We start from the raw sequence: 26098 nt of genomic DNA, 5'->3' as shown, positions 1-26098 counted from the left end.
CACCATGTCGTTCAGGGAGCCGGCGATCGCCGGTCTGGGCATCACCGCACAAGGCAAGGTCTACGGCCGGACTGCGCCGCAGTTCGCCGCCGAGGCGGTCCGCCTCGCCGTCCACGACGCGGGGCTGAATCTGACCGACGTCGACGGGCTGCTCATGTCCGGCGGTGTCACCGGTTCGATGGGGATCCACCTGCAAGGTGACCTCGGCCTCACCGATCTCAAGCTGCTGACCTACATGCAGGGCTACGGTTCTACGGCTGCGCAGATGATCCAGTACGCGTCGATGGCCGTGCAGTCCGGCATGGCCGACACCATCGCCGTCGTGTGGGCCGACGACCCGCTCAAGGACAAGACCCGGGTGTCGGAATCCTACGCGGCCAGGTCGGTGGCCACGGGCTGGCGCGGTATCACGGCCGCGAGCGGGATCTCCTCGGCCAACACCATGTACGCACTGGCGGCCCGCCGCCACATGAAGAAGTACGGCACGACGCAGGACCACTTCGGTCACATCGCGGTGGCGCAGCGGGAGTGGGCGCAGCTCAACCCGATCGCGCAGTTCTACGGAACCCCGCTGACGCTGGAGGAGTACCACGCCAGCCGCTACATCGCAGAACCGTTCCACCTGTACGACTGCTGCCTGGTCAGCAACGGCGGGGTCGCCGTCGTCGTCACCTCGCTCGACCGCGCTCGCGCCCTGCGGCAGCCTCCGGTGCGGGTACTGGGCTGGGCGCAGGCACACCCGGGGAACGCGGGGCTCCGCAACGACGACTTCGGCCTCGTCAGCGGAGCCGCCTCGGCCGGCCCGCGGGCACTCAAGATGGCCGGGGTCACGCTCGACGAGATCGACGTCGTCGAGGTCTACGACTGCTACACCTTCACCGCCCTGCTCACCTTGGAGGACTACGGCTTCGTGCCCAAGGGCGAAGGCGGTCCGGCGCTGTCCGAACCGGGGATGCTCGGCCCCGGCGGAAAGCTGAAGGTCAACACCGGCGGCGGCGAGCTGAGCGCCTTCTACATGTGGGGCATGACGCCGGTGCACGAAGGCGTCGTCCAAGCCCGCGGTCAAGGCGGTGACCGCCAGGTCGAGCGGCACGACCGCGTGCTCGTTTCGGGCAACGGCGGGGTTCTCGACTACCACTCGACGCTGATCCTCGGCACCGACGACTGAGGGGGAGACCATGCTCGGAATTCCAGTGCGCCGCGACGCGGCGACCGCGGCTTTCCTCGACGGGACCGCGCGGGACCAGTTCCTGCTCGTCCGCGACACACAGACGGGCACGCTGCTCGCGCCCCAGTTCGACACCACCATCGATCCCGATCGCTACGAACACGTGCCTGCCGCCGGCACCGGCACCGTCGTCAGCTGGTCCGTCGTGCACCGGCGCCAGGCCGACGGCACCACCAGCCGGCACCCCGTCGGCATCGTCGAGCTCGACGAAGGCCCGTGGTGGTGGACCGCCCTCGACGGCGTCGACCCGGACGCCGACCTCCTCGGACTCCGTGTCCAAGTCGCGTTCGCCGAAGCCGGCGACGAAACCATCCCGTACTTCACCGCGATCGAGAGGACCGCGCTATGACCATCGAACAAGAGCGGGCAACCGGCGAGCTCGCCGATGAGGTGCGTGCCTGGCTGGCAGCCAACTGGCACGGCACCGACGACGCCGACTGGCGGCGCCGCGTGGTCGAGGCCGGCTGGGCCGCCCCGACCTGGCCGCGGGACGCGTTCGGGCGCGGCCTGTCCCGCGCGGACGCGAAGACGGTGGCTGCGGAGTTCGCCGCCGTCGGGGCGCCCGGCGCGGCGGTCGAGACCCGCGCCTTCACCGCGCTCGCCGGCAACACGATCGTCGAATTCGGCTCGCCCGAGCTCAAACGCGACATTCTGCCGAAGCTGCTGTCCGGCGAGCTGACCCGCGGATGCCTGCTCTACAGCGAGCCGGGCAACGGCTCGGATCTGGCCGGTTTGCAGACCCGCGCCGAGCGTGACGGCGACGTGTTCGTCGTCAACGGGCAGAAGATCTGGACCACCGGCGGCCACGAGGCCCAGTTCGCGCTGTTGCTCGCCCGGACGAACTGGGACGTGCCCAAGCACGCCGGCATCAGCTTCTTCATCATCCCGATGGACCTCCCCGGCATCGAGGTCCGCCCGATCAAGCAGATGACCGGCGAATCTGACTTCAACGAGGTCTTCCTCACCGACGTCCGCATCCCCGCCGGCACGCTCGTCGGCGAACTGAACGACGGCTGGCGCGTCCTGCAGACCGCGCTGAAGGAAGAACGCCGCACGATGGGCTTCGAGCTCGGCGCTCGCGCGCAGGGGGAAGGCGGCCGGGCGCCGATCTTCACCGCGTCCGATGACCTGATCGAAGCGGCCCGCGCCGCCGGGAAGCTCGGCGACGAAGCGGTCCGGCAGAACATCATGCGCATCCACTCGTGGCGGCTGGTGAACGACTGGAACGCGGTCCGAGCGAAGAAGGAGATCGAAGCCGGCGGCGGATCCTCGCTGGCGTCGCTGGGCAAGCTGGCGAACTCGCGCATCCTGCACGAATCGTGGGCGCTGAAGTTCCGGCTCATCGGCGCGCGCGGAATGCTCTACGACCCCGCCGACAAGGCCGCCTACGAAGTCGACCACCAGATGATGTGGTCGTTCATCAACTCCATCGGCGGCGGCACCGACCAGATCCAGCGCAACATCATCAGCGAGCGCATCCTCGGCCTGCCCAAGGGGTACGAACCCGACCGGGGCGTGCCGTTCCGCGACGTGCGCAAGGGCGGCACCGCCCGCCCGGACGGAAAATAGGAGGACCACCGTGTTCGGATCGTTCACCGAAGACCAGCTGCAACTGCGTGAGCTCGTCCGGGACTACTTGCGCGACAAGTCGCCGGAATCCGAAGTGCGTCGCCTGATGGCCACCGACGAGGGCTACGACCCGGCCGTGTGGACACAGATGGCCCGCGAGGTCGGCTTGCAGGGCCTGGCGATCCCCGAGCAGTACGGCGGCCAAGGGGCCGGCTGGACAGAGCTCGGCATCGTGCTCGAGGAGATGGGCCGGGCCCTGCTGTGCGCGCCGTTCTTCTCCACCGTCGTGCTCGCGGCGACCACCCTGCTCGAGTCAGGCGACGAGGAAGCGAAGCAGCAGTACCTGCCCGCGATCGCCGACGGCAGCCTGATCGCCACCGTCGCACTGACCGAAGAGGACGGACGCTGGGACGACAGCGGCATCACGGTGCCGGCCACCCACACCCCCGACGGCTGGACACTCAGCGGCGCCAAGCACTTCGTGCTCGACGGCCTCACCGCCAACCTCGTCATCGTGCCCGCCCGCACGGCCAGCGGCATCTCGTTGTTCGCCGTCGACCCGGCGGCCGCCGGGGTGACCAGGCGGCCGTCGATCACGCTCGACGAAACGCGAAAGCTCGCCGTCGTCGAGTTCGACACGACTCCGGCGCGGCTGATCGGGGCCGAGGGCGGTGGCGGCCCCGTGCTCCGGCGAGTGCTGAACTTCGCCGCGGTCGCATTGGCGGCCGAACAGACCGGCGGTGCGCAAGCCGCGCTGGACATGTCCGTCGAGTACCTGAAGACCCGGGTCCAGTTCGGTCAGGTGATCGGCGCGTTCCAGGCGCTCAAGCACATGGCCGCCGACGTCCTCATCGAAGTCGAATCGGCCCGGTCGGCGGCCTACTACGCGCTCGAAGCCGCGGCGCAGGACAACGACGAACTGCCCGTCGCCGCGTCGCTGGCCAAGGCGTACTGCAGCGAAGCCTTCGTCACCGCCGCTCACCAGAACATCCAGTTTCACGGCGGCATGGGCTTCACCTGGGAGGTGCCGGCGCACCTGTACTACAAGCGCGCCCGCTCGTCCGAGGTCTTCCTCGGCGACGCCTTCGCCCACCGCGAAGCGCTGGCTCAGCGCATCGGCGTCTGACGGCTTCGACGAACGAGGCCAGCATCCTCCGATCGTGGAGACCTGCTCGTGTCCACAAGGTACTGCGGACCCGGCGGCTCGGGCGCGGATCACGTCGCGACTCCACCTGTACACCCGCTCAGGAAGCGCATGGCCAGCTCGCGATGGGGTGTCATCGTGCCCAAGCCCTATCCCCGTGGGTTCCGTGACGACGTGGTCGCGGTGGCCCGCCGTGGCGAGGTCGCATTGACGCAGGTCGCGAAGGACGTCGGGATTTCCGAGGGGTGTTTGGCGAACTGGTTGCGCACGGCTGATGTCGAGGACGGCATCCGCCCTGACCTGACCCGTGAGGAGTCCGCTGAGCTGCGGGAACTGCGTAAACGCAGCCGGCTGCTGGAGCGGGAAAACGAAGTCCTGCGCACAGCGGCTGCTTATCTGGCGCAGGGCAATCTGCCGGGAAAATAGCCTTCCCGCTCGTCCGTGAACTGGCCGCGGCCGGCGCCCCGACAGGGTGCCGGCCGCGGTGACGTGCGCGGTGCCGGGCATCTCCCGGCAGGCCTACTACCGGTGGCGATCGTCCCGGTCTCCCAGCGGGTCAGGGACGACGCGCACCTGAGCAACGCCGCGCTCGACATCCACGCCGACGACCTGGCCGACGGGTACCGGTTCATCGCCGCCGAACTGGCCCGGCGCGGATTCACCGCCTCGAAAGCCCGGGTGTGGCGGATCTGCTCCATGCGGCAGATCTTCGATGTCGGCGGTCTTGAGCCATTCCTTGATCGCGTAGGACCGCGTCCCCGAAGAAGCGGGGCCGCGCTGGCGGTCGACCTGTGCCTGCAAGCGCGTCATGACTTTCTGCGCCCGGCGGTGTGCGGCCTTGTCGGTCCCACTGAGGTAGCTCTGACCGGGTGGCTCATGACGTAAGCGTGGGTCGGAGCCGCGGAGCGTTTCTAGGGACAAGCCGCAAGAAGAGGATCAAGCAATGACCCATAACACCTGGTCAGAACCGGTGGGCCGGGCGGGGCTCGAACCCGCGGCCAAGGGATTATGAGTCCGTGACGCATGTGCGGCGTGCTCACCAGCGCTTTTGCTGGTGACCGGCGAGTGTCAGGGGCCTAATCCCTTGGCGTCTACGGCCGGAGAATCCGTCCAGACAGGACGGCCCCGGACGCGGTGACTGCAACACCGGCCGGGGCCTTGATCGGAAAACGAGGTTCCGACCCATGCATGAAGGTACTGCTCTGTCCACCCCTGGGCGCAAGGCCCTGGTGGCGGTGCTGCAGGTTGCTTGCGCCTATCCGAGTGGTGAGCTCGACACGCTCGTCGGGCGGATGACCCAGTCGGTTGCCGACGCGGAGGGCATCCCGGTCGAGAAGCTGATGCTGGAGATGATCGCCCCGGCGCGGCCGGCGCGGCCGCGGTTCCACGTCGTCTCGGGGACGGCGCGGCGCCGGACGAAGCGGCGCGGCAAGCTGCAGCTGGTGGCTGGGGGTGCGCGATGAGCGGGCGCCGGCCGTTCTGGCAGACGAAGCCGTGCCCGGAGTGGTGCGATGAGGAGCACTGCGAGGCGACCGACCCGGAGGAGCGCTACCACTTCCATCGGGGTCCGGTCGTGTCGGTGGTGATGACGAAGCTGCGTGCGGTGCCGCGTCAGCTGGGTCCGCGTGTGAGCGGGTGGGATCCGGTGGTGGTGGACGTGTCGATCGATCAGCACGTGGACGCGGCGGAGCCGACGATCACGCTCGGCGATGGGCTGTACGACATGACGCCGGCGGAGGCGTACCGGCTGGGGATGGGGCTGGTCGAGGCCGCTCGGATGGGTGGGTTCGAGCCCGTCGAGGGGGAGTGATCGGGTGGCGCGCGGAGTGGGTTTCCACTTCGCGCGTCACTTCCGCTGTCCACTCCGGTTGACCTGCGAAAAGTGACCGAAGTGAGCGAAGTGAGCGGCCACCCCTAGAGCCCTAGATCCCAGCTCAGGCGGCGTGTGGGGCCCTAGGGGTGGCCCCTAGAGCTAGGGGCGCGGGGGCCTAGGACTCGTGCGGTGGCGGCCGGACAGCGAGCCGCTCCCCTGCCCGCTGGCCGGCCGCTGGCCTTTCACCCCGTTCACCCTGGTCACCCTGCGCTTGTTTCCGCAGCTCACCGGGGGTGAGGCGGCTAGGTGACTCGCCGGGTGGGTTTCCACCCCGCCGGGGCGCGTTCACCCGGCTCGTCACCCTCGGGTCACCGTCCAACCAGGTTGTCGCGGGTGGCCTGGCGGGACAGGGACAGCACGCCCTGCCGGTCGATCTCGAGCGACCAGCTGGACAGGGCCCGCTCCACCGCCGCATCGATCCCGCCGCCCTGCGTCGGGTACACGGCCGTCAGCGACCCACCGCCCGACGCGTGCAACTGGTCGGCGAGGGCGCCCGCCGCGCGCCCGCCCGCACTGTCCAGCGCAGCCCACAACGCCTGCGACACGGCGCCGTAGTCGACACCAGTCACCTTGCGGCGAGCGGTGGACACCAGCTCGTCGGCCACGTCCCGGACGGCGCCGACGACCATCCTCTCGTTGCTGGAAACGCCGAGCTTCCAGCCGGCCATCATCTGCTTGCCGACCTCGTCGCGGAAGGCGCGGGACGGCGAGTGGATACCGATCGCGTTCTTGGCCGCGGCCAGCGCGTTCTTCGCGGCCTGCGCCGCCTCGCGGGCCAGCGCACCCGACGTGGCCGCGATCCCCGAGCCGATCCCGGACACGATGCCCGACCCGATGCCGAACCAGCCGCCATCGGAGAACGCGCCCCGGACGCCGCCGGCGCCCCGGTGCGCGGCCCCGATCATGCCGTCCGCGCCCGAGTTCGAGGACCCCACGATGCCGGCCCAGCCGGAGCCGACCACGCCGATCGACTCGACCATTTTCCCGGCGAGCGCGTCTTTCGCGGCCTGCGCCTTCGCTCGCGTGGCGTCGGCCATCTGCTGGCCGCCGGCGTTCGTGGCGCCCACGATCCCGGCCCAGCCGGCCAGTGTGGAGTCCTGCATCTGGCCCATGCCGGACCAGATCGACCCGGTCATGCCTGCGACACCCGTGCCCACCGCGGCGGTGCTGCTGTTCGCGAAGTCCCACGCGCTGGTGGCCATGCCGCGGAAGGTGTCACCGAACGCCTTGCCGCCTTCGTCGGCCTTGAACTTGGCGAAGTCGATCGACATGCCGAACAGATCGACCGAGGTCTTCACCTCGGGCAGCAGTCCCAGAGACTCCCGCATCTGCGGGATGATGTCGTCGAAGATCGTGTGACCCGGGTTCGACAGGGCCTTGACCGTCTCCTCGGCACCGGTCTTGAACAGCTTGAACGCGCCGGAGATCGCGCCGTCGTCATCGTCGAGGCCGAGCGCACGCGCGAACGAGTTGTTCGTGTGGCCCTTGTAGATCCCGCTGGTCAGCTCTTCGACGATGGTGGCGCCCATCGCGACGAACCCGATCTTGCCCAGTGCGCCCTTGAACTTGGCGCCGAACCCGGACGCGGCCCGCGTGCCGGACGCCGCGACGTCCTTCTCGGCCTTGCCGAGGATGCTGGGCAGGCCACCGAACGACGACGCCAGCGACTTCGCGATCTTCAGCCCGCCGAACTTCTTCAACGCCAGGTACAGGACACCGGCCTTGATAGCGGCGTCGACCATGCCGTCGGGCAGGTCGTCGATGATGCCCGCGACGAAGGACATGATCTTGCCTGCGCCTTCGAGCGCGTCGCCGACGAGGTCGATCGCAGCGGGCAGGTGCGGGCCGACCGCCTCGACGAGGTCCTGGAACCCCTCCAGGCCGTGCTGCAGCGGCGGCCCCAGCGTCTCGAACGCGTAGGCCAGCGTGTTCTGCACGGTGTCCGACAGGAGCTTGATCGTGTCCGCGAGCGTGCGGATCGTGGCGTGCCCCTCCGCGGACTGCACGAACTCCTTCACCGTGGTCACGGCCGGCCCGAGCCCGCCCGTGACGCCGATCCCCGCCTCGCGGAAGACGCCGATCACTTCCTGACCGATGTCGACGACATCCCCGGCGATGTCCCACAGCTCGTGGAAGGCGTCGACACCACCGCGGATCCACATCTCGATCTGCTTGGTGCCCTCCGCGGACGCCGTCCAGTCACGGAACCGGTCAGCGGCCGACCCGGCGCCCCGGGTGAGCTGCACGAGCGTGGGAATGCCGATCGACGCGATGTTCACGAAGCCCTCGACGACCGGGGTGAACGCCTTGCCGAGATTCTGCGTGACCCGCGATCCGTCGACGAGCAGGTCGTTGACCTGGCGGATCTTCTCCGGCTTGCTGAAAGCCTTCGTGGCCTGTGTCGCGATGCCGCCGAGCGCGGTCGCGGTCGACTTCAACCCCGTCGTCAGGCCGGGCAAGATCTTGTTCACGTTCCGCACGGCGGGTTCGAGGGACTTCTCGAAGCTGGACGACACCTCCTTGCGGAGGTCCGCGACGGTGCCCTTGGTGCCCTCGAACGCCTTCTTCGCGCCGTCCGCGCCGAGTTTCACCGCGGCCAGGATGCCGACCGCGGGCACGATCGCGGCCGGCAGCAACGCACCGACACCCGCCGCGGACGCCAGCAGCGGCCCGACCGTCGCTGCAGCGTTGGCCGCACTGACGATCTGCGTGGACGCCATCGCGGCCGACGTGGCGAGCCGACCGAACGAGGCCACCCCACCGGCCAGGTCAGACAGCCCGTCGCGCAGCTTGTCCCGGTCGATCCTGACTTCCTGCGTGATCGTGCCCCGGCTGCTCTCAAGGGCCCGCCACGCGGCCAGATCCCGCGACGCCGCCCCCGTATCGAGGTCAGCGCGGACGTTGATGCGGAAGTCGTCGTCGATCCGCGCCAACCCGGCGCGCAACTCCTGCCGGAAGCCGGTCAGATCCGGGCGGACACGCACCCCAGCTACATCAACGATCGCGACCATGAAAAACCGCCCTCTCAAACGTCTGCCGCTGGGCGGGAGCGGCAGAAAAGATCATCGTGATGGTACCTGCGGGTACCGACAAAACAGGTGACGCGGCAAAGGGGGGTGGGCGCGTCCGTCGCCACACCCGCCCCCCATCACCACCCCGTCACCAGGTCTGACCGACTCCGGGATCGTGAGGCCACGGCGGCGAAGACGCACCGAGCCCACGGGCCAACTCCTCCGTGAAGCCGCCCCGCGGCGAGCCCTCGGTGTCAGGCTGATACCCGACGCCCTGCGAGGGGTCGACGTAGCCGCCGCGTTCGCGCTTAGGGGCGTCGGAGCCATCCGCGCCGAACGAGCGAGAGAACAGGCCGGCGAGGCCATCGTCGAGCGTGTCGGCGGCCCGCTGCGCCGCCGTCCGCGGGTCCGCGAACGCCGAGCGGATCGCGTTCTCAAACTCGCTGGTGTTCAGCCCCGGAACGCTCATCACTCCGCCCCCGTCCAGTAGTAGACGGCGGAATCGGCGTAGGGGGCCCCCGCCATCTTCGCGATCATCGTCACCAGCGGGTCCTCCGGCTGCTCGACCACCTGCGAACCCATCCCCTGCGACGGATCCGTGTACCGGGCCACAGGCGCCGGGTGCTGGACTGGCACCGTCCTGCCTGCGCCCGGCAGCATCTTCACGAACCCACTGACGAACGGGTCCTCGTTTGAGTGGCCGTGGTTCAGCTTCTCCACGACCTCTGCGGTGAAGGTGGGATCGTTCAGCGGCCTTGCGTTCACGCCGCCACCTCCTCACGCTGCTCGTCGAGCTCCAGCCCACCATCCGGGCCGAAGAAGTGCTCCGGGTGCACCTGCCGTACCTGCAACTCCGTGCTCCGGCGCACCAAGCGCATGCCCTCGGCGAGCGCGGCACGGTGCAACGGCAGGTACTCATCGAACAGCTCCGAGAACTGCGCGGCTGCCTTCCGCGTCGCCGTGAACGACGGCGACCGGAACTCGTTCGCCGACAGACCAGCACCCAGCTCGGCGAGCCGCGGCAACATCTCCTCGAGCTTGCGCCGCAGATCCGCGATCCGTTCCTCCCGCGTCGCGTTGATCGCAGCGTGCGTCGCGTCGTTCAACCGCTCACACAGCGGACGGTCCGCCCGCGACAACGCCGCCATCCACACGTTCCGGATCTCCTCCGGGCTGTGATTCGCCAGGAACGCGATCACGCCGAACGCCGCCGGGTTCGTCGGCTCCGACACCACCAACTGCCCCAACGATTCCGGGCTCGGGGGCGGCGGCCAAGCGGCCCGGAACTCGTCCAGCGCCTTCCGCGCAGCCCGCATCTCAGGCGAGATGCGCTTGTTCGCCTCCAACCAGTGCAGGCCGTGCGCCTCGTACGCCGAAGGCGTGTGCAGCGACGCTGTCGCCTCGAACCACTTACTCATCCTGATCTCCATTCCTCATCACGTGACGATCACTGCAGCTCTTGAGCGAGCTGCAGGTGTGACACCGGCGCCGGACGCGGAGCGTCCAGGTCGGCCCGCTGCACCTCGATCTGCAGCCGCCGACGCGCCGACTCCGTCACCAGCAGATCGCCGAGGATGCCGCGCAACTCAGCCGACTTCAGCGCCGACACCGTGCCGCTCCGGATCGTCTCCTTCAGCAACGCATCCGCCCCGACCAGCAGCATCACGGCACCGACCCAGTCGGAATCCGTGAAGTACTCGTCGAACCCCGACGTGGACAGCGACGCCCACAGGTTCTCGATCAGCTTCAGCGGCGGCTCCTCCGCCGGCCACAGATCCATCAGGCGAGGCTGCCTGCCATCACCTGACGCAACCGGCCGGTCGACCCGGTTCCGCGGGTCGTCCTGCGCGTAGTGCGGATTCCCGAGCCGCTGCTCCGCGCGCTTCCTGTTCTGGCCGCCTGAGCGGCCCTTGACACCGGGCACATCAGCTCCTTTCGCCCTTGATCCATTCGGTGAGGCCACTGTCAGACGGGATGACAGCCGTTAGGGGGAGGGGGAGGGGGTGGGTCACCCCCCACCCCCTCTGGGGTGCCGCCGCGGAATGGCCTCTCATTCGGCCGCTCGCGGCTTTTCGGCCATGTTCATGAGTGCGATTCCGTCGGGAAGGTCTGTGAAGACTTAGCTCGGTGCTGCACCGGATCGGTCTGACCCTGGTCAAGGTATGACCTATCGATAGTGGTGGTGTCCTGCGTTCGATTTGTCGGCCGGCTCCGGTGCAGCACTGTGGTGCGCACCGGCCAGGCGGAGCTGACCTGATAGGAGCTTGGGCTAGAAGCCCCCGTCGCAGACTTGTCGCCCCGCCCGGCCGGTTCGCTCCATCCGTGAGATCAGCCCTAACGGAGGAGCACATCCAGCATGACAACCCAGATGGCTATAGAGCCAGCAGCTGGTGCCGTGATCGGCGGCGTCGATACCCACAAGAACACTCACTACGCGGCGGCGGTCGATGACCACGGCCGCCTGTTGGGTCATCGGGAGTTCCCCGCCAATGACCGCGGCTACGCCGACCTTCTGGCATGGGTTCAGGAACACGGCGAGGTAGGCGCGATCGGGGTCGAGAGCACCGGATCTTTCGGCGCCACGCTGACTCGGTTCCTTACCGCCCGGGAGATTCGCGTGGTCGAGGTCAACCGGCCCAACAGACTGGCACGGCACATGGACGGCAAGTCCGATCGGCTCGATGCCGAGCAGATCGCCCGGGCTGTCCTCGGCCAGACTTCGACGGCCACCCCGAAAGCCAAGTCCGGCCTGGTCGAGGTCATCCGGACCCTTCGGGTGACTCGTTCCAGCGCAGTCAAGGCACGCACCAGCGCATTCAACACACTGTGGGGCGTCATGATCGGGTCACCCTCTCCGTTGCGCGACGAACTTGTCGTGCTGAGCAAGAAGACGCTGGTCAACCGATGCCTGCGGCTGCGGCCGGAGACGGAGGACCTGCTCGGCCTGGCAACAACCCCAGGCCGGCTATTGATGGCCGGAGTCAAGGCCACCCTACGGGGCCTGGCACGCCGCTGGAAGCAACTCGATGATGAGATCAAGGCCCTCAACAAGCAGATCGGGGCCCTGGTCCACGCAGCGGCACCCGAACTGGTCGAACTGCACGGTGTCGGCGTCGAGATCGCGGGCCAGTTCCTCGTCACCGCAGGCGACAACCCCGAACGCATCCGCAACGAAGCCGCCTTCGCCAAGCTCTGCGGTGTCGCGCCCCAGCCGGCCAGCAGCGGACGCACCACCGGCCGACACCGACTCAGCCGCGGCGGCGACCGCGCCGCAAACAGTGCCCTCTACATCGTCACGATCGTCCGGATGCGTCGCCACCAACCGACCCGCCACTACGTCGAGCGGCGCACCGCCGAAGGCCTGCGCAAACGCGAGATCATCCGCTGCCTGAAGCGCTACATCGCCCGGGAAATCTATGCCAACCTTCCCCGACCATCCACGGCCTCCGTCACACCCCCTCCGACAGCGGCTTGACGAACATAGGAGCATCGATCGGTGTTCCTGGGCCCGCTTGGTGGACCACGGTGGTGTAGCCCAGCCCGGCGATGACGCCGAGCAGGAAGTCGTGGAGTCGGGATGGGATGAGCAGGATGCCGGGTGCGTCGAGGGGCTGGGTGGCGAGGTGTCGTGCTGCGGCCGTGAATTGCTCGGGGTCGGTTCCGGTGATGCCGCTGACGGCGGCCTGGTGGCAGAGGATGGCGAGGCGTTCGCTGGTGGCGGCGAAGGCCCATTGTCCGATGGGGACCTCGATCTGTCGGGTCATGCGACCTCTCCTGATGCGAAGGGGCCGTAGTGGGTGGCGTCCGGGTGGTAGACGCGGGTCTTGTTCGACAGGTCGGGGACTTCTTCGGCGAAGCCCTCGGGGCCGCCTGTGAAGGCGACTGCGTGCCCGGAGCGGGTGAGGCCCCAGCCGACGAGTGGTTCGTCCCATCGCTCGCCGTTGGTGCCGATGATCTCGACGCGCCATCCGCCGGCGGGGATGAACGCGACGAAGTTGGCATCGCTGTCGGAGGTGGTGGCAGTCATGCGGCTTCTTCCGTTTCTGACTCTTCTGACACTTCTGACACGGGTCCGTAGAGACCTCGCTTGAACTTGCTGATCAAGCCGTCGTCGGTCAGGCGGGTGAGGTACTTGTAGGCGTCGGGGCCGAACCTCTCGGCGACCTTCTTGGCCTGGACACCTGCCGGGTGCTGGCGGACGAACGTGGCGATGTCGATCGTTCGGTCGCTGCGGTCCGCGGTTTCTTCGCGGTGCTGGGCGGTTTGCGCGGCCTCGGCGAGGTTGGCGCCGTCGAGGACCCATTCGCCGTTGGTCATCGTCAGGGCGTACTCGGCCTCGGGTACGTCGCGGCCGGTGACCTTGAGGACAGCTTCGGACGATTGCCGCTTCCGGGCGAGCACGATGATCGTGTCGGCGGCTCCTGCGAGGCCGTGGGTGCCCGATACGGCGTCGACGAAGTCGTCGGCGATCGCCTTGCGATCGTGGTGCAGAACACTGACCGCCAGTCCTGGGCGCATGTCGGCGATGACCTTGAGCCGTCCGGCGACGCGGTAGTCGCGCTGGTACGCCGACTCGCCGGGCTGGGACGGCGGCATGACCTTCCCGAGGGTGTCGACGACGATCAGCGCCGTGTCCGGGTGCTGTTCGAGGAACGCCTCGATGGTGGCGACGACGCGGCCGGGCTGGACTTGGGTCAGGTAGTGGAACAGCGGCGGGATCGGCTCTCCATTGAGCAGGTTGCGGCACCGGTCCTGCATGCGCCGGTCGCCGTCCTCGAGCGCGAGATACAGCACGCGACGCTTGGTGCTCATCGCGATTCTCCCGACTGCGGGTCGGCCTCCGGCGATGGCGAGGAGCAAGCCGAGAGCGAGCCACGATTTTCCGGCCTTGGGCGGTCCGATGAGGAGTGAGAATCCCTCGGGCAGTAGGCCGTCAACCGCGTACTGCAGTGGTGGGAATTCCTGCGCGTCGAGCCATGCGCCGTCCCGGAGGCCGGCGAGCAGGTTCTCCGCGTCCTTCTGATCGGTGTCAGAAGTGTCAGGAGTGTCATAAGCGCTGGTCACGCTGCCTCCTGAATCTGACGTTCGAAGCGTCGCCAGGACCACGCGGCCTGTGCCCGGATCTGTTCGGGGGTCCGGGGTGGCCGGTCGTAGTGGTTGCGGCGGCGCTCGAGCTCGTCGTGTGTGGGTCGGTTCGCGACCTGGCCCCATGCCTCGGCTGCGCTGATGGCGTGCGAGGTCTGGACCTGGTCGCGTCGCTGTTCCCAGTGGAGCCGTTCTGCGACGAGTACGAGCAGGTGTTCGGCGGTTGCAGGGCAGTCGGCGAGGTAGCGCCAGCGACCGGCGTCGAGCGTGAGCCGCTCGTACTCGTCGCGGGACAGCGTCACGGCGTCGGTCATGACGCCTCCCGGATGCACGCCTGCAGGGTCTCGACGACGGTCTCGGAGATCAGGCCGTGCGCCTTGAGGTGCGCGTAGGCCTGCGCACAGGCCTTCAGTGTTGCGGCGCGGCGTGATCGGGCGCCCGTTCTCGGGCGCGATCGCGTTATGCTGGTGCGGTTGGTGGTGTTGGTGGCTGGGCGGCTACCACTCGTGGACGGGGCGGGTCGGCTTGACGGAGCCGGACCGCCCCGTTTCTCGTTACGGGTCACGGTCGGCGTCCCACCTTCGCTAGTGGGTTGCCTGCGTGGGGGCGCCCGGTGTGGGCCGACTGGCCTTCGCGCGGCGCGCCTGCGCGGAGCGGAGCGCGAGCCTGGCGAAGTAGGCCTTCCGGAGATGCAGGGCGCGTCGCTGGCGCTCTTCGGGGCTCAGCTTGTTGTCCGGGTCGGCTTCGCGCTCGAACCGCTCGAGGAACTTCGCGGTGCCGGCCGCGGTGTTGGTCTTGCCCTGGCCGTGCATCGTGTACGCGGCGAGACGCGCGCGGAGGCTGCGCTGGTCGGGGGTAAGTGGGTATGCCACGATGGGCACGCTCCCTTCGCAAGAGGTGAGTAGGTGCCCGGCCCCGGAAGTTTCCTAGGCCTCATGGGGTCGGGCGCCGTTCTTCTTTCGTGCTGATGCCATTTCTAGCACGCCGCACTCGTATGTGAATCACATGGGGGCGACATTTTCTGTGCGTGTCGTATCGAGGGTGTCTTCGCAGGTCAGCCGCAACCTCTTCAGATCGCTTCGGGGTCGCGTCTTGGAATGTCTTGCCAATTCTTGCCTGACGTCACCTAATTTGCCGGAATGGATCTGGTGTGGCCTGCGGAAATGTGTGAATCAGTGGTTCTTGACCAGTCTTCCCTGAGGGCCTTGGAACGTCTTGGGGCCACCTCTTCAGGTCTCTTCACAGGCGGTCGCCGAGCCCGGCGCGGCGGTGGGCCTCCCGGGCGCGTTCGTCGGCTGCGGATGCGCCGTAGCGGCCGACCATCTCACGGGACCGCCAGCCGGCGAGTCGCATGAGGTCCTGTTCCTGGCCGCCCTCGGCGAGCCAGCGGTGCGCGAAGCTGTGCCGGAACAGGTGCGGATGCACGTCGGGCACCTCGGCCTGCTGGGCGCGCCGCTTGAGCGCCTGCCGGATGCCCCACTCGGTCAGTGCGCCCTTGCGTCCGAGCCACAGGGCGTCGGTCTTGGCCGCGTGCTTGTTGCGGGAGCGGGCGCGGAGGTAGCGGCGCAGGGCCTCGCCGGTCTTCGCGCCGAACGGGACCGCGCGGCCGCGGCGCCCCTTGCCCATCACGTGCGCCACGTCGGCATCGAAGTCGAGGTCGTCGAGCGTGAGCGGGGCGATCTCGCCGCAGCGGGCGCCGGTGTCGATGAACAGGCGGATCAGCGCGGTGTCCCGCAGCGCCTCGAACGTCTTGCCGCTGCAGGCCTTGAGCAGGGCCCGGAGCTGGTCCTCGGTGAGCACCGGCACCGGCTGCTCGGGCACGGCCGGCGGCGACATCTTGGCGAACGGGTTCGACGTAATCTCGCCCTCGACCTCGTCGAGCCAGCGGAACAGCTGCTGCAGCGACCGGTAGTGCTTGGCGATGTTCGCCGCGGAGAGCGGCTTTCCGGTGCGCTTGTTCGGGCGTTCCTGCAGGTGCACGAGGTAGTGCTCGATGTGCTCCCGTGTGATCGACGCGGCGCCGGTTGGCATGCCCCGCTCGAGCAGGAATGCGACGAACTCCTCGGCTACGCGCAGGTAGGAGCTGATGGTGTTCGGCGCCTTGTTCGCGGCGCGGAGGTGGCGTTGCCAGTCGGGCAGCAGCTCGCGGAGGTCGTCGAGAGGCGGGCTGTCGGTGTCGACGCTCATGCCTCGGAAGAGTAGAGGCCAGTCCCTTGCTTTACAAGCGGCGTGCGGGATAGAGTCCCTTGGTATTCCCTGGTTGTGGGCCGGGCGGGGCTCGAACCCGCGGCCAAGGGATTATGAGTCCCCTGCTCTAACCAGCTGAGCTACCGGCCCCAGGCGGGCACACCAGCACGGCGCCCGCACCCACGGAGGGGTGAACGACAACATAGCGCACGCCGGTTCCCCGCCCCGGTGGTGGGCGCCTCACCCGAACGGCCGTGCGGCAGTGCATCAGTGGTGCACCTGCGCGAGGAAACCGGCCGGTAGGTCCGCTTTCCCGCCTACGATGGATCCATGGCGGGCGTCGCGGTGGTGTGGTGGGGGTGCGGCGCCGGCCGGATCCTCGTGCACGTGCACGCCCGGAGGTAACGGCGCCGGGAGGGTTCGTGAGAGGTCGGTTCGCGGAGAAGCTGTCGGAGCGGGTTCTGGTGTTCGACGGGGCCATGGGCACCGTCCTGCACGTGGCCGGCAATTCCCTCGACCGGGCTTTACCCGAACTCAACCTGTCCAACCCGGAGCTGGTCAGCACCATCCACGAGGGCTACGTGGCGGCCGGTGCGGACGTGCTGCTCACCAACACCTTCGGCGCGAACCGGCTCCGGCTGGCCGAGCACGGCTGCTCCGTGAGCGTCCGCGACATCAACCTGGCGGCCGTCCGGCTGGCGCGGCAGGCCCGCCGCGGCGTGCACCGCACCATCTACGTCGCCGGGTCGGTCTCGCCGGCGGTCAGCGCCGGCCAGCGGAGCGGGGTGCGGGCCGACGAGCGGCTCGACGTGGTCCGCGAGCAGGTCACGGCCCTGGTCGACGGGGGAGTGGACCTGCTGGTCCTCGAGACCTTCGGCCACCTGGAGGAACTGACCGAGGCCGTCGAGGCGGCCGCGGACCTCACCGACCTGCCGATCGTCGCCCACGCGACCTTCACCGCCGACGGCCTGACCCCGGGCGGCGAGACCCCGAGCGAGGTGGCCAAGGCGCTGTCCGGCCTGCCGGTCACCGCGATCGGCGCGAACTGCACCCTCGGCCCGCAGCACATGCTCACCGTGCTCGACCAGCTCACCGACGCCACCGACCTGCCCGTCGGGGTGCACCCCAACGCCGGAATGCCCCGGCGCACCGGACGCCGCTTCACCTACCCGGTCGCCCGCGCCCACTTCGGCCGCTACGCGCGCCGCTACGCCGAGCACGGCGCGGCGATGATCGGCGGCTGCTGCGGCACCACCCCGGGCCACATCCGCGAGGTCGTCGCCCGCCTGGCGGACCTGCGTCCGCGCGAGACGAGACCGGTCACGGCCGTGCCGCAACCGCGCCCGGCGCCGCCGCAGAGCCCGCTGGCCCGCCGCCTGGCACAACCCGGCTTCGTCCTCGCCGCGCAGGTCACGCCCCGCGGCGAACCGGAGGACGCCCAGCTCGTCCGCGACAGCGGCCTCGACCTGGTGCTGGTCCGCGGGCACTTCGGCGACGCGCTGCACCTGGAGCGGGAGACCGGGGTCGACACCATCACCACCGTCGAGGCCTGGGACCGGTCACTGGCCGCGCTGCAGGCCGACCTCCTGGGCGCCCACGCGTTCGGCCTGCGGACGGTGGTCTGCGAGACCGGCACGCCGCTCCCGCTGGGCGACTACCCGGGCGCCGACGGTATCTGGGAGGTCGACTCGGTCGGCCTCATCGGGCTGCTCGCCGGTCTCAACGCCGGCCGCGACCACACCGGGCTCACCCTGGCCACCCGCACCGCGTTCCACATCGGCGCGCGGATCAACCCGGGCGCGGAGGACGCGGACGTCGAACTGTCCCGCACCAAGGCGAAGATCGCGGCCGGCGCCCAGTTCCTCATCACCCGGCCGGTGTACGACCTGGCGGGGCTTTCCCGCATGGTGACCGAACTGTCCGGTGTGGACATCCCGGTCCTCGTCGCGATCGAGCCGTTGTCCGGCTACGCCGAGGCCGAATACCTCGCCTACGAGGTGCCGGACGTGACGATCCCGCCGAGCACACTGTCCGCCTTGGAGTCCGCGGGGGACCGCGAGGCCGAGGTGGGGCTCGCCCTCGCCGCCGAGGTCCTCGACGGTGCGCGAAGCCTGGTGCGCGGTGCCGTGGTCGTGGCGGGGAAGCGCACCGGCAAGATCGAACCCCTTGTCCGGCAGGAGAAATCGTCGGCCTGAGGGGGTTTGTCCAGGTTCGCCGCGGTGCTAGTCTCGGCCGATGTCGCTGCGGCGCAGGACGGTCCTGAAGGTGGGGGCACTCGGCACGGCCGGGTGGAGCGCCGTCGCGGGCCGGGCCGTGGCCGGTGAATCACCACCCGTCCACAGCGCACTCCTGACCGCGATGCGCGACCTGGCAGGCAAACCCGGCGGCCCACCGGCCCTGACCGTCGCGATCGGACGCGACGGCGGGTCGGCGTTCCACAGCGTGGGGGTGTCCGATGTGGTGTCCGGCCGCGCGCCCCGGCCCGACGACCACATGCGCGTGGCCAGCGTGGCCAAGGCGTTCAGCGCCGCGACGGCGCTGTCCGTGGTGAGCCGCGGGGAACTGGGACTCGATGACACGGTCGGCCACCGGCTGGACGGTTTCCCCCGGCAGTGGTCGCCGGTGACACTGCGCCAGTTGCTGGGCCACACCAGCGGGATCCCGGACTTCAGCAAGTCCGGGCGGTTCCGGGACGCGCTGCTGGCGTCGCTGCAGGACCCGCCGCCGCCGCGCGCTCTGCTCGGCTACCTCGACGACCCGGACCTGCAGTTCCCACCCGGCACCCGGTACTCCTATTCCAACTCGGACAACATCCTCGTCGGGCTGATGTGCGAGGCGGCCACCGGCATCCGGTACGAGGACCTCATGCGGCGCCTGGTCGCCGGGCCGCTGAACCTGACCCGCACGAGCCTGCCCCGCGGCTCGGCGCTGCCCGATCCGTACCTGCACGGCTACGACGGCGCCGACGACGTGAGCACCCAGGTCGCGGCGGGCTGGAGCTGGGCCTCCGGGGGAGTGGTGTCCACCCCGGCCGATCTGGTGCGGTTCATCCGCGCCCACGCCGCCGGAACGCTGCTGCACCCGGCGGTGCGGGCCGCGCAGTTCCGCTTCCGGCCGGGCGGCTCGGAACCGCCGGGGCCGGGTGTCAACGCGGCCGGCCTCGGGATCTTCCGCTACGACACCCGCTACGGCCGCGTCTACGGACACACCGGCAACACCGCCGGGTACACCCAGTTCGCCGCGGCCACCCGGGACGGCCGGCGCGCGGTCGCGGTCAGTGCCACCGCGCAGATCACGCCGGGCACCAACGCGGCGCTGTTCGAGCAGCTGCGCGCGATCTACGAACTCGCCGTCGGCGCCGCACTGGCCCGCTGACTCACACCAGCGCCAGGTCGTGGGCCACGACGCGCCCGGCGTGGATCACCGTGCGGTGCGGCAGCCGGTCCTGCACCGCGGCCGCGGGCGCCTCGCCGTCGAGGAGCACGAGATCGGCCGGGTCGCCGGCCGCGACGCCGGGCCGGTCGTCCACGCCCCGCAGCGCCGGCACCGACGGGTCGATCACCGACGCGCCGCCCCACGTGGCGACCGCCAGGGCGTGCTCCACCTGGGGATCGTTGCGGAAGCCGTTGGTGAACGCCAGTTGCCAGGTGCGGTCCAGCAGGTCGGCGTTGCCGTAGGGCGACCAGTAGTCCCGCTGGCCGTCGTCGCCGAGGCCGACCCGGATGCCGGCTTCGGTGAGCCGGGTGAGCGGGAGCGTGCCGCGGCCGGGCGGCGCGACCGTGGCGACCGAGATGTCCAGCTCCGCCATCTCGGCCAGCACGTCGTCCAGCTGGGGTGGCGGGGTGTGCGCGAGCGTGAAGGCGTGCGAGATGGTGACCTTGCCCCGCAGGTCCAGGGCTCGCGTCCGCTCGATGATCAGGCCGAGGCTGAACAGGCCCAGCTCGCCGGGCTCGTGCAGGTGCACGTCCACCGCGACGCCGTACCGCTCGGCGAGCCCGAACACGATGTCGAGGTGCCGCACCGGGTCGCGGTCGAGGGCGCACGGGTCGATGCCGCCCATCACGGTCGCGCCCTCGCGCAGCGCAGCCTCCACCAGGCCGGGCACGCCGGGTTCGCGCAGGAGCCCGGCCTGGGGGAACGCGATGATCTCCACGTCGGCCCGGGCGGCGTGGGTTTCGCGCGCGGCCGCGACGGCTTCGAGCCGTTCCAGCTTGCAGTCGGCGTCGATTTGCGCGTAGCCGCGCACGCGGGTGACGCCGTGGGCGATGAGCAGGCCGAGCATGTGCGTGGACCGTTCGCGCATCGGCACCGGGCCCTCGCGCCAGTGCGCGCGGTCGTGCAGCATGTTCGACCACACGCCGCCGGGCGAGTCGTTCGGCCGCCACGGCAGCCCGAGCCGGGTCGAGTCCAGGTGGACGTGGACGTCGGAGAACGACGGGACGAGCTGGCGCCCGTCGCCCTCGACCACCTCGACCCCGGTCGGCGCGGGGCCGCCGGCGGGGTGCACAGCGGCGATGCGGCCGTCCCGGATCTCCACGTCCGACAGCTCGGCTCCCCAGGGGTGCACACCGGTGATGTACAGGTCGCTCACCGGTTCAGCATCGCACGCCGCCCCGGCGGGCGAGGGTGCTGCCGGGGCGGCCGCGCCGGTGTCACCGGCCGTGCGGGTCGGCCGCGTTGAGGGTGGCCACGACCTGGTCGTAGTCGCCGCGGGCCTCGCCGTACCGGAGGAACTTCACGTTCTCCACCTGGATCTCCTTGGCGTCCGGCTGGGATTCGAAGAGCTTGATCACCTCGTCGGCGAACTCGTCGAGCGGCATGGCGAAGTCGCTGTCCTCCTGGCCGGGCAGCAGCGCGGTGCGCACCGACGGCGGCTCGAGCTCGACGACGCTGACCGAGGTGTCCGCCAGCTGCAGCCGCAGCGACTCGCTGAGCATGTGGATGGCCGCCTTGCTCGCGTTGTAGCTCGGCGTGGCCCGCAGCGGCGCGAAGGCCAGGCCCGAGGACACCGTCACGATCGTGGCGCCCGGCCGCGTCCGCAGGTGCTCGATGAACGCGGCCACCAGCCGGATGGGGCCGAGCAGGTTGGTGGTCACGACCTCCTCGGCGGAGGTCAGGAAGCCGTCGGGGTGGTGCCAGTCCTCCACGCGCATGATGCCCGCCATCGCCACGACGACGTTGAGGTCCGGGTGTTTGCCGATCACCTCGGCGGCCGCGGCGCGGATGCTGGCGGCGTCGGCGGTGTCGATGCGCACGGTGTCGAATCCGTGCTCGGCGGCCAGCTCGTCGAGCAGTTCGGTGCGGCGGCCGCCGATGATGACGGTGTTGCCCTTCGCCTGGAGCCGCCGCGCGAGCGCGAGGCCGATGCCGCTGGTGGATCCGGGGATGAAGATGGTGTTTCCGCTGATGTTCATGACCCTGAGTCTGGGTATCCGTCCGGGCCGGAAGAAGAGAGTGCTCATCGGGGGATCGGCGGTCCCTGGTTCGCGCGGCCCGGTCGCGGATACTGGGGGCGTGGACCGTGTAGAGCTGGCCGCGTTCCTGCGCCGCCGCCGTGAGCAGTTGCGGCCCGAGGACGTCGGGCTGCCGGCCGGGCCGCGCCGCCGCGCGGCGGGCCTGCGCCGGGAGGAGGTCGCGGCGCTGGCGGCGATGTCGACCGACTACTACACGCGGCTCGAGCAGCAGCGCGGGCCGCAGCCGAGCGAGCAGATGCTGGCCGCCCTGGCCCGCGCGCTGCGCCTGACCGGCACCGAGCGCGACTACCTGTTCCGGATCGCCGGCCGCAACGCCCCCACGCCGATGGTCGCGGCGGCGCACGTGGCGCCGGCGTTGCAGCGCGTGCTGGACCGGCTGTCGGACACGCCCGCGCTGATCCTGTCGAACCTCGGCGAGGTGCTCGTGCAGAACAGCATGGCCGAAGCCCTCTACGGCGACCGGTCCCACCTCACCGGCTGGGCGCGCAGTGAGATCTACCGCTGGTTCACCGATCCGGCCGAGCGCCTGATCTACCCCGAGCACGACCGCGCCCGCCAGGGCCGCGCCCTCGTGGCCGGCCTGCGCGCCGCCCTCGGGTCGATGGGTCCGCAGTCCCGGGCCGGGGAGCTGGTGCGGGTGCTGACCAAGGCCAGTCCGGAGTTCGCGCAGCTGTGGGACCGCCACGAGGTGGCCAAACGCTTCGAGGACCACAAGGTCCTCGTGCACCCCCAGCTGGGCGAGATCGAGGTGGACTGCCAGGTGCTGTTCACCGAGGACCAGTCGCAGGCGCTGCTCGTGCTCACGGCCCCGCCGCGCACGGAGGCGGCCGAGAAGCTGCAGCTGCTCGGAGTGGTGGGCACCGAGCGGTTCGACACGGTCCAGTAGGCACCGCGGACCTCAGGCGAAGCGCTCCCGCACCTCCTCGGCCGTCAGGCCGAACTCCTCCAGCGTGTAGCGGTGCGACGGGCGTCCCGCGCCGGTGGTGCTCTCGGTGTACACCGCCCGCATCGCCGACTCCGCTTCGGCTGTGAGCGACAGTCCGAAGTGGTCGTACACCTTCCCGACCACGCCCAGCGGATCGGCGACGAACTCGCCGTAGTCCACGTCGTAGAACCGGGCCGGGTCGTGCTTGGCCCGCTCCCGCTCGAACGTCGCCGCGCCGCGCGACCACAGGTCCAGTTGCGTGCGGCCCACCACGGGGCCGTGGAAGATCGTCGACCAGCCCGCGGAGGCCTGCTGGTTCAGGCTGCACACCGAGGCGATGATCGTCTCCGGGGCGCGGTGGGTCTGGATCACCAGCGCGTCCGGGTACACCTCCAGCAGGGCGTCCAGCGCGAACAGGTGCGACGGGTTCTTCAGCACCCACCGTTTGCCCGCGTCCGGCAGCCCGATGAGCTGCAGGTTCCGCCGGTGCCGGGCGTACGCGTCGGTCCAGTCCTGCGCCGCCAGCCACTGCGAGTACGTCGGCACGTGGGCCAGGCACTCGTAGGACACCGATTTCGCCGACTGCCGCAGCAGCTGCCAGCACTCCTCGACCTGCTCGGCCGAGCTGTGGTGCACCCCGAGGAACTCCGGGTGCTCGACGTGGTGCCGCTCGTACCCGGCCTGGATGCCCTGGAACACCGGGTTGCCGGTCCACGTCTCGCGCGGCGGGCGCGGCTGCGGCACCTCCGCCAGCCACGCCTCCAGCCCCTGGTGCGCGGGGTCGGCGGTGAGCAGCCGGTGCAGGGCCGTGGTGCCGGTGCGCGGCAGGCCGGTGACGAAGATCGGCCGCTCGACCGGCACGTCCGCGTACTCGGGGAAGCGTTTCCAGGCGTCTTCGCTCAGCAGCCGCGCCACGAGCGCCTGCCGCAGGAACGCCCGCTTGATCTTGTTGCCGAACGGTGTCAGCCCGGCGTCGCGGGCGTAGGACTCCAGCAGTACCGCCAGGCCCTCGCGGTACTCGTCGCCGCCGAAATCGGACAACCCGCAGAACCGGGTGGCCGAGTCGTGCAGGTCGTCGACCGTGCCGACGCTGTCGCGTCCCGTGGACATGGCAGAAGGCCCCCTCAGTGGTGGTACTCGCCGCAGTTGACGTCCAGGCACTGCCCGGTGACGGCCCGCGCCATCGGCGAGGCCAGGAAGATCACCGCGTCGGCGATCTCGTCGGGTTCGGGCAGCCGGCGCAGGTCGATCGCGGACGCGGTCTCGGCGTAGACCTCGTCCCGGGTGATCCCGCGCTTCTCGGCGAGGTAGCCGAAGTACCACTTCAGTGAATCGGCCCAGATGTAGCCGGGTGCCACCGTGTTGACGCGGATCCCGCGCGGCCCCAGCTCGCTGGCCAGGCTCTGCGCCAGTGCCAGGAGGCTCGCCTTGGCCATCTTGTACGGGCCGTAGGGCTGCCGGGAGTGTCGCAGCACCGCCGAGTTGATCATCACCACCGACCCGCCCGTGGTCTCCAGCGCGGGCAGGAACAGCCGGGTCAGCCGCAGTGCCGCGATCGAGCTCGCCTCGAACCCGGCGCGCACGCCGTCGAGGTCGACTTCGGCGAGATCGGTCATCGGCGGGACCGCGAAGGCGTTGTGCACCAGGGCGTCCACCCGGCCGAAGGCGTCCACAGTGGCCTCGACGAGGCGCGTTGCGTCGGAGTCGCTGGTGATGTCCGCCGCCACCGAGATCGACCGGCGGCCCAGCTCGTCGATCTCCTTGGCCACCTCGGCCAGGCGGGACTCGGTGCGCGCCGCCAGCACCACGTCGGCGCCGGCCCGCGCGCTCTCCACGGCGATCGAGCGGCCGAGTCCCGGGCCCACCCCGGAGACCACGACGACCTTGTCGCGCAACAACATCAGCCCAGCATCCTCGCGGCCGTGGCGGCCTGCCGGGCCGCGATCCGGGCGGACCACTCCGCGGGGGTCACCGTCGCCTGCTCGTAGTACGCCAGTTTCTCCGGCAGCTGTGCCACCGGCACGACCTCGACCTCCGGCCCGTCGTCCGGCTTGAGGTCGCGCGCGGTGCGCTGCCACCGGATCTGGACGTACCCGCGGCGGTGACCGGTGCGCTCGAGCCAGTTCGCCACGCCGGGGTCGCGCTCGCTGATGACGAACCGCATCCTGCCGTCCGGGTCCACGCGTGCCTGGTCGGCGGTCAGGCTCGTCTGGTGGTGTGCGTAGTCCAGCGAGACGTACCACATGCTGCCCAGCTGGATGCCCTGGTAGGGCGCGTCGGCGCAGCGGGGCACCGTCACGACCATCGCCTGCTCGTCGTCGAGGTCGTAGTGCCCCACGGAGGAGAACTGGGTGCTCAGGCCGCCGGGCGTGGTGCGCGGCTCGGTCAGCGTGTTGACCGGCAGGTCGAGGTAGAACCACTGGGGGAAGGCGAGGAACGTGCGCAGCCGGGAGAGCAGGATCTTGCCCGCCACGCCGTACCGCTTGGCCAGCGCGTCGTGCGACAGCGGCGGGGGAGCTTGGCCTTCCGCGCCGGCGCGGTGGATCCGGACCATCCCGGGGCGTTCGCGTGCCCAGTCGCTGAACACCTCGCGCACGATCAGCATCGCCGAGCCCGGCCCGAGCGTGAAGCGGTTGCGACCGCTCAGCCCGGGCCCGAACCGGATCTCGAACCGGCCGTCGTCGTCGATGTCGAACGCGCGGTCGTCGAAGGCGGTGAGGCTGTCCGGTACCTCGACCGGCGAGTAGTCGCCGCTCAGCACCTGGAAACTCAGGTCGGCGGTGGTGCCGCGCTGCCCGGTGACCACGTACTCGGCGTCGTCGCGCAGGTAGGAGTGGAAGTAGAGGGTGTCCGGGTTGTCCAGGCCCATCTTCGTGTACGGGCCGGTGGAGCGGACGAAGAACGGGAAGTCCTTCTCGTACGCCCAGGCCATCTGCAGCGAGGCGCGGATGCTGCCGGCGAGGTAGTCCAGGCCCTCGACGAGGTCTTGCTCGCCGGCGATGTGCGGGGCCTCCCGGATGATCTTCTCGGCCTCGGCGAGGGCGTCGGCGAACGGCTGCGTGAGCACCGGCAACTCCTAGAACGGGTTCTAAGCGGACGGGACGGCCCACCGGTTCGCGGTGAGCCGGAAGCTCTTCAGGTCGGCCAGCGAGAGCATCGCCTCGTAGGTGCGGACGTAGCCGGTGTGGGTGATCCGCCAGGCGCCGTCGCCCTCGCGGCGGTAGCGGTCTTCGTAGAAGGCGGCACCGACGATCGCGACGTTGTGCTCGGTGGCGATCACCTGGTCCTGGAAGGCCCACCTGCCGGTGGCGGTGTCGCCGTCGACGTCGATTTCCGGCTGGGTGGCCAGGTGCACCGTGATGATCTCCGGGACCAGGCGTTTCCGCAGGAAGTCCACGATCGCGGTGCGGCCGGTCAGGCGGATCGGGTCGCCGTAGGTGGGGGTGCCGTAGTCGGCGGTGGCGTCCTCGGCGAGCGTGCCGGCGAGCTCGTCCCAGCGTTTGAGGTCCACGCAGCGCAGGTAGGCGTGCTTGGTCCGGCGGATCGCCTCGATCGCGGTGAGGTCCATGCGCACCAGCATGCTCGCCCGGTTGACCGCTGGC

29 protein-coding genes and 1 tRNA gene are annotated in these 26098 nt (G+C 70.0%); 12 read left to right on the top strand and 18 right to left on the bottom strand.

The window, feature by feature from the left end; genetic code table 11:
• Positions 1–4 precede the first annotated feature (4 nt).
• The 8 genes from FB470_RS32130 (at position 5) to FB470_RS32095 (ending at position 5751) form a co-directional block, all read left to right on the top strand.
• Positions 5–1168, top strand: coding sequence for a thiolase family protein (locus FB470_RS32130; RefSeq protein ID WP_306997652.1), 1164 nt, complete (start codon positions 5–7; stop codon positions 1166–1168).
• A 10-nt stretch (positions 1169–1178) separates the two neighbouring features.
• Positions 1179–1577 (top strand): Zn-ribbon domain-containing OB-fold protein, encoded by a 399-nt coding sequence (locus FB470_RS32125; protein WP_306997650.1) that lies wholly within the window; start codon positions 1179–1181, stop codon positions 1575–1577.
• Complete coding sequence (locus tag FB470_RS32120) at positions 1574–2797, top strand: acyl-CoA dehydrogenase family protein (RefSeq protein ID WP_306997648.1); 1224 nt, start codon at positions 1574–1576, stop codon at positions 2795–2797. Before FB470_RS32125 ends, FB470_RS32120 begins: the two co-directional genes overlap by 4 nt.
• A 10-nt stretch (positions 2798–2807) precedes the next feature.
• Positions 2808–3923 carry an acyl-CoA dehydrogenase family protein gene (locus FB470_RS32115; protein WP_306997647.1) on the top strand — a complete coding sequence of 372 codons (1116 nt, stop codon included), beginning with the start codon at positions 2808–2810 and terminating at the stop codon, positions 3921–3923.
• Between the two features lie 156 nt (positions 3924–4079).
• Positions 4080–4367 (top strand): hypothetical protein, encoded by a 288-nt coding sequence (locus tag FB470_RS32110; RefSeq protein ID WP_306997645.1) that lies wholly within the window; start codon positions 4080–4082, stop codon positions 4365–4367.
• 102 nt (positions 4368–4469) lie between these two features.
• Positions 4470–4826: a hypothetical protein gene (locus FB470_RS32105; RefSeq protein WP_306997643.1), complete on the top strand. Its 357-nt coding sequence runs from the start codon at positions 4470–4472 to the stop codon at positions 4824–4826.
• Positions 4827–5125: 299 nt separating this feature from the next.
• Positions 5126–5404 (top strand): hypothetical protein, encoded by a 279-nt coding sequence (locus FB470_RS32100; protein ID WP_306997641.1) that lies wholly within the window; start codon positions 5126–5128, stop codon positions 5402–5404.
• Positions 5401–5751, top strand: a complete 351-nt coding sequence (locus tag FB470_RS32095) for a DUF6907 domain-containing protein (protein ID WP_306997640.1) — start codon at positions 5401–5403, stop codon at positions 5749–5751. The genes FB470_RS32100 and FB470_RS32095 overlap by 4 nt, the downstream gene beginning before the upstream one ends.
• A 371-nt stretch (positions 5752–6122) precedes the next feature.
• On the opposite strand, the gene FB470_RS32090 is transcribed toward FB470_RS32095, so the two are convergent.
• The 5 genes from FB470_RS32090 to FB470_RS32070 all read right to left on the bottom strand — a co-directional run bounded on the left by FB470_RS32090 (position 6123) and on the right by FB470_RS32070 (position 10749).
• Positions 6123–8798 (bottom strand): hypothetical protein, encoded by a 2676-nt coding sequence (locus FB470_RS32090; RefSeq protein WP_306997638.1) that lies wholly within the window; start codon positions 8796–8798, stop codon positions 6123–6125.
• Positions 8799–8973: 175 nt separating this feature from the next.
• Positions 8974–9294 carry a hypothetical protein gene (locus FB470_RS32085; RefSeq protein ID WP_306997636.1) on the bottom strand — a complete coding sequence of 107 codons (321 nt, stop codon included), beginning with the start codon at positions 9292–9294 and terminating at the stop codon, positions 8974–8976.
• A complete protein-coding gene (locus tag FB470_RS32080) occupies positions 9294–9590 on the bottom strand; it encodes a hypothetical protein (protein ID WP_306997634.1) in 297 nt (98 codons plus the stop codon). The genes FB470_RS32085 and FB470_RS32080 overlap by 1 nt, the downstream gene beginning before the upstream one ends.
• Entirely contained in the window at positions 9587–10243 is a 657-nt protein-coding gene (locus tag FB470_RS32075) for a hypothetical protein (RefSeq protein ID WP_306997632.1), read from the bottom strand. Before FB470_RS32075 ends, FB470_RS32080 begins: the two co-directional genes overlap by 4 nt.
• 29 nt (positions 10244–10272) lie before the next feature.
• A complete protein-coding gene (locus FB470_RS32070; RefSeq protein ID WP_442320400.1) occupies positions 10273–10749 on the bottom strand; it encodes a phage terminase small subunit in 477 nt (158 codons plus the stop codon).
• A 432-nt stretch (positions 10750–11181) separates the two neighbouring features.
• On the opposite strand from FB470_RS32070, the gene FB470_RS32065 reads away from it, so the two are divergent.
• Positions 11182–12300, top strand: coding sequence for an IS110 family RNA-guided transposase (locus tag FB470_RS32065; RefSeq protein WP_306988316.1), 1119 nt, complete (start codon positions 11182–11184; stop codon positions 12298–12300).
• Here the strand turns inward: FB470_RS32065 and FB470_RS32060 are convergent.
• The 7 genes from FB470_RS32060 to FB470_RS32030 form a co-directional block, all read right to left on the bottom strand.
• On the bottom strand, positions 12275–12589 hold the full coding sequence (locus tag FB470_RS32060; protein ID WP_306997628.1) for a hypothetical protein: 315 nt from the start codon (positions 12587–12589) through the stop codon (positions 12275–12277). The two genes, FB470_RS32065 and FB470_RS32060, sit on opposite strands and share 26 nt — an antisense overlap.
• Complete coding sequence (locus FB470_RS32055; protein WP_306997626.1) at positions 12586–12852, bottom strand: hypothetical protein; 267 nt, start codon at positions 12850–12852, stop codon at positions 12586–12588. Before FB470_RS32055 ends, FB470_RS32060 begins: the two co-directional genes overlap by 4 nt.
• Positions 12849–13889 carry an AAA family ATPase gene (locus tag FB470_RS32050; RefSeq protein WP_306997624.1) on the bottom strand — a complete coding sequence of 347 codons (1041 nt, stop codon included), beginning with the start codon at positions 13887–13889 and terminating at the stop codon, positions 12849–12851. The genes FB470_RS32055 and FB470_RS32050 overlap by 4 nt, the downstream gene beginning before the upstream one ends.
• A complete protein-coding gene (locus tag FB470_RS32045; RefSeq protein ID WP_306997622.1) occupies positions 13886–14224 on the bottom strand; it encodes a hypothetical protein in 339 nt (112 codons plus the stop codon). Before FB470_RS32045 ends, FB470_RS32050 begins: the two co-directional genes overlap by 4 nt.
• 270 nt (positions 14225–14494) lie before the next feature.
• Positions 14495–14782, bottom strand: coding sequence for a hypothetical protein (locus FB470_RS32040; RefSeq protein ID WP_306997620.1), 288 nt, complete (start codon positions 14780–14782; stop codon positions 14495–14497).
• Positions 14783–15149: 367 nt separating this feature from the next.
• The gene (locus tag FB470_RS32035; protein WP_306997617.1) at positions 15150–16097 is read right to left on the bottom strand and encodes a tyrosine-type recombinase/integrase; all 948 of its coding nucleotides are present in this window, start codon (positions 16095–16097) and stop codon (positions 15150–15152) included.
• Positions 16098–16173: 76 nt separating this feature from the next.
• Positions 16174–16247: transfer RNA gene (locus tag FB470_RS32030), tRNA-Ile, on the bottom strand.
• Between the two features lie 272 nt (positions 16248–16519).
• Between FB470_RS32030 and FB470_RS32025 the strand changes: the two genes are divergently transcribed.
• Together FB470_RS32025 and FB470_RS32020 are read left to right on the top strand one after the other, a co-directional pair.
• Entirely contained in the window at positions 16520–18292 is a 1773-nt protein-coding gene (locus FB470_RS32025; protein WP_306997615.1) for a bifunctional homocysteine S-methyltransferase/methylenetetrahydrofolate reductase, read from the top strand.
• Between the two features lie 40 nt (positions 18293–18332).
• Positions 18333–19472, top strand: a complete 1140-nt coding sequence (locus FB470_RS32020) for a serine hydrolase domain-containing protein (RefSeq protein ID WP_306997613.1) — start codon at positions 18333–18335, stop codon at positions 19470–19472.
• A 1-nt stretch (position 19473) separates the two neighbouring features.
• On the opposite strand, the gene FB470_RS32015 is transcribed toward FB470_RS32020, so the two are convergent.
• Both FB470_RS32015 and FB470_RS32010 read right to left on the bottom strand, forming a co-directional pair.
• Positions 19474–20688: an amidohydrolase family protein gene (locus FB470_RS32015; protein ID WP_306997610.1), complete on the bottom strand. Its 1215-nt coding sequence runs from the start codon at positions 20686–20688 to the stop codon at positions 19474–19476.
• Positions 20689–20749: 61 nt separating this feature from the next.
• Entirely contained in the window at positions 20750–21511 is a 762-nt protein-coding gene (locus tag FB470_RS32010) for an SDR family oxidoreductase (RefSeq protein WP_306997608.1), read from the bottom strand.
• A gap of 100 nt (positions 21512–21611) precedes the next feature.
• On the opposite strand from FB470_RS32010, the gene FB470_RS32005 reads away from it, so the two are divergent.
• Positions 21612–22457 (top strand): helix-turn-helix transcriptional regulator, encoded by an 846-nt coding sequence (locus FB470_RS32005; RefSeq protein WP_306997606.1) that lies wholly within the window; start codon positions 21612–21614, stop codon positions 22455–22457.
• A gap of 12 nt (positions 22458–22469) precedes the next feature.
• Here FB470_RS32005 and FB470_RS32000 read toward each other — a convergent pair whose 3' ends face one another.
• From FB470_RS32000 to FB470_RS31985, 4 genes are read right to left on the bottom strand one after another with little or no spacing between them, the layout of a single operon-like run.
• Complete coding sequence (locus tag FB470_RS32000; protein ID WP_306997604.1) at positions 22470–23606, bottom strand: sulfotransferase family protein; 1137 nt, start codon at positions 23604–23606, stop codon at positions 22470–22472.
• Between the two features lie 14 nt (positions 23607–23620).
• Entirely contained in the window at positions 23621–24397 is a 777-nt protein-coding gene (locus FB470_RS31995; RefSeq protein ID WP_306997602.1) for an SDR family oxidoreductase, read from the bottom strand.
• Complete coding sequence (locus FB470_RS31990) at positions 24397–25563, bottom strand: hypothetical protein (protein ID WP_306997599.1); 1167 nt, start codon at positions 25561–25563, stop codon at positions 24397–24399. Before FB470_RS31990 ends, FB470_RS31995 begins: the two co-directional genes overlap by 1 nt.
• 21 nt (positions 25564–25584) lie before the next feature.
• Entirely contained in the window at positions 25585–26064 is a 480-nt protein-coding gene (locus FB470_RS31985; RefSeq protein ID WP_306999598.1) for a nuclear transport factor 2 family protein, read from the bottom strand.
• Between the last annotated feature and the right edge of the window lie 34 nt (positions 26065–26098).

It is taken from the genome of Amycolatopsis thermophila (assembly GCF_030814215.1).
Lineage (GTDB): Bacteria > Actinomycetota > Actinomycetes > Mycobacteriales > Pseudonocardiaceae > Amycolatopsis_E > Amycolatopsis_E thermophila.
Note: the sequence above shows the minus strand (reverse complement) of the source record. Positions and strands in the feature narration are given on the sequence as shown.